General features: G+C 71.2%; 4 protein-coding genes. 2 read left to right on the forward strand and 2 right to left on the reverse strand.

Annotation, left to right across the window (positions count from 1 at the left end):
- Nucleotides 1-520: isoaspartyl peptidase/L-asparaginase (locus FV217_RS22130; RefSeq protein WP_187272677.1), on the reverse strand; the 520-nt coding region annotated here is incomplete at its 3' end.
- Nucleotides 521-646: 126 nt separating this feature from the next.
- Nucleotides 647-778 (reverse strand): hypothetical protein, encoded by a 132-nt coding sequence (locus FV217_RS23735; RefSeq protein WP_281407185.1) that lies wholly within the window; start codon nt 776-778, stop codon nt 647-649.
- 248 nt (nt 779-1,026) lie between these two features.
- Here FV217_RS23735 and FV217_RS22135 point away from each other — a divergent pair, with 248 nt between their 5' ends.
- Both FV217_RS22135 and FV217_RS22140 read left to right on the forward strand, forming a co-directional pair.
- Entirely contained in the window at nt 1,027-1,401 is a 375-nt protein-coding gene (locus tag FV217_RS22135) for a YciI family protein (RefSeq protein WP_147821777.1), read from the forward strand.
- Nucleotides 1,398-2,635 (forward strand): RNA polymerase sigma factor (locus FV217_RS22140; RefSeq protein WP_147821779.1); only part of this gene is annotated, 1,238 nt, incomplete at its 3' end. The genes FV217_RS22135 and FV217_RS22140, both read left to right, overlap by 4 nt.

Here is a 2,635-nt window from a genome sequence, read left to right on the forward strand (position 1 = left end):
GGCCTTGCGCATCGCGCACGACGCAGCCGACGGTGCCGTGGGCGAGTTCGCCCGGCGGCGGCAGGCCGCCCTCGAGCCCGGCATGGGTAAACCAGTCTTGTCCGGGCTCGATCGCGTCGAGGCCCTGTTCGCGGGCGAAGATCGCGGCGCCGTCCCCGGCGAGCAGCACGTGCGGAGTCGCCTCCATCACGGCGCGGGCCGCCCGGATCGGACTGCGAAAGCCCTGCAGCGCCGCCACCGCGCCGGCCGCACCCGTCGTGCCGTCGACGAGGCTCGCATCGAGTTCGTAATGCCCGGCGCTGTTGGGGGACGAACCGCGACCGGCGGCGTAGAGACCCGAGGCCTCCAGGGCCGCGATCGTCTCCACCGCGACGTCGAGTGCCGAGGTCCCGGCCCGCAGCCGGTCCCGGGCCGTCTCGACGAGACCGCGCATGTTTTCGATATCACGGGCATAGTCGCGGCTGCGGTTCGGGATCGCCCCGCCATGCAGGGCCAGGGCGATCGTCTGCGTGTCGCTCATCCAGGGTCTCCTCGTGCCGAGGCCCGGACACGCCGATGCCGTCAGGGCCGATCCCGCGCGTCGCCTACCACGCGGCCGCGGCTGTGAGCAGGGGCGGGCATCCAGTCCGGATCACGCGCCGTGCCGCTATCGGCACCGCAGCAGCCCCACGATCCCGAGGCAACCGGAGGTGAGGCCGCCCGGGGCTTCGCTCGCAGCCCCGAAGGCGCCGTAGGACACCACCAGCGGCGTGATCCGCGGCGCATCCTCGGTCGCCACGATCACCCCGGCGCAGACCAGTCCGAAGGCAAGAGTCAGGAATTCGTGGACGCGGAGGCCGCTCCGCCGGGGAGAGGGTATCGATCGGTCTCCTGCAGGTAGGGACCGTGTTTGAGGGCCGATTGTTACAGCATTTCGTGGGAAAGTTGCCCACGTAGTTTGTCGTCGAACGCACGGCGAAGTTTTTGCGCCACCCTGTCGGCAACGGCTAATCTCGCCCGTCCTCGGAGACGAAGCGGGACCGACCGATGCTCTATGCCATCCTCTGCTATCACGACGAACATGCCGTCTGCGCCTGGAGCCGGGAGCAGGACGACGCGGTGATGCAAAAGCTCGCGGTCGTTCAGGAGCGGCTGGCGCGGGAGGGCCGGCTCGGGCCGGTCGCCCGGCTGATGCCGACCACCGCCGCCACGACTTTGCGCAAGGACCGCGAGCCGCCGCTCGTCGTCGACGGCCCCTTCGCCGAGACCAAGGAGCAGCTGCTCGGCTTCTACCTCGTCGAGGTCGCGGGGCTGGAGGAGGCGCTCGCCATCGCGAAGGAACTCGGCGCGGCCAATCCCGGCGGAAGCTACGAACTGCGCCCCGTCGCCAATTTCTTCGATGCGAAAGCCGCCGCACCATGAGCGATCTCGACTGGATCGAGCAGGCGCTGACCGGGGCGCGGCCCGTCGCGGTCGCCGCCCTGCTGCGCTATTTTCGCAATCTCGACACGGCGGAGGAGGCGTTTCAGGAAGCCTGCCTGCGGGCGCTGGCGTCCTGGCCGAAGAACGGTCCGCCGCGCGACACCGCCGCCTGGCTGATCCTGGTCGGGCGCAACGCCGGGGTCGACGCCGCGCGCAAGCGCAGCCGCCTCGAGGCGCTGCCGGACGAAGAAAGGCTCTCGGATCTGGAGGATGCCGAGAGCGCGCTCGCCGAGCGCCTCGACGGATCTCAGTATCGCGACGACATCCTGCGGCTGCTGTTCATCTGCTGCCATCCCGACCTGCCGCGGACGCAGCAGATCGCGCTGGCCTTGCGCATCGTGTCCGGCCTGCCGGTGGCGCGCATCGCCCACGCGTTTCTCGTCGGCGAGAGCGCGATGGAGCAGCGCATCACCCGCGCCAAGGGGCGGGTGGCGAAGGCCGCGGTGCCGTTCGAGGCGCCGGGTCCCGCTGAGCGCACGGAGCGCCTCGCGGCGGTGGCGGCGATGCTCTACCTCGTCTTCAACGAGGGCTATTCCGCCGGCTACGACCAGACCGCAGCCCGCGCGCCTCTCTGCGACGAGGCCATCCGCCTCGTCCGACTGCTCCAGAAGATCTTTCCCGGTGAGCCCGAGATCATGGGTCTCGCCGCGCTGATGCTGCTGCAGCATGCGCGCACCGCCGCCCGCTTCGACGCGCACGGCGCCGTGGTGCTGCTGGAGGACCAGGACCGCGCGGCCTGGGATCGCGGCATGATCGGGGAGGGGCTCGCGCTCCTCGACAAGGCGATGCGCCACAACCGGCCCGGCCCCTACCAGATCCAGGCAGCCGTCGCCGCCCTCCACGCCCGCGCCGCGACGGCCGCCGAAACCGACTGGCCGCAGATCGACCACCTCTATGCCAGCCTCGAGCGGATGCAGCCCTCGCCCGTGGTGACGCTCAACCGCGCGGTCGCCGTGTTCAAGGCGCGCGGGCCGGCCGACGCCCTGGCGCTGATCGCGCCGCTGGAAAAGGACCTCGCCGGCTACTTCTACTTCCACGGCGCCCGCGGCGCGTTCCTGAACGAGCTCGGCCGGCGGGAGGAGGCGCGGGTCAGCTTCGACAGGGCGATCGCGCTCGCCGGCACCGCGGCGGAGGCGGCTTTCATCCGGATGCAGCTCGACGGGCTGGGGGAGGG

This window comes from Methylobacterium sp. WL9, assembly GCF_008040035.1.
Taxonomy (GTDB): Bacteria; Pseudomonadota; Alphaproteobacteria; order Rhizobiales; family Beijerinckiaceae; genus Methylobacterium; species Methylobacterium thuringiense.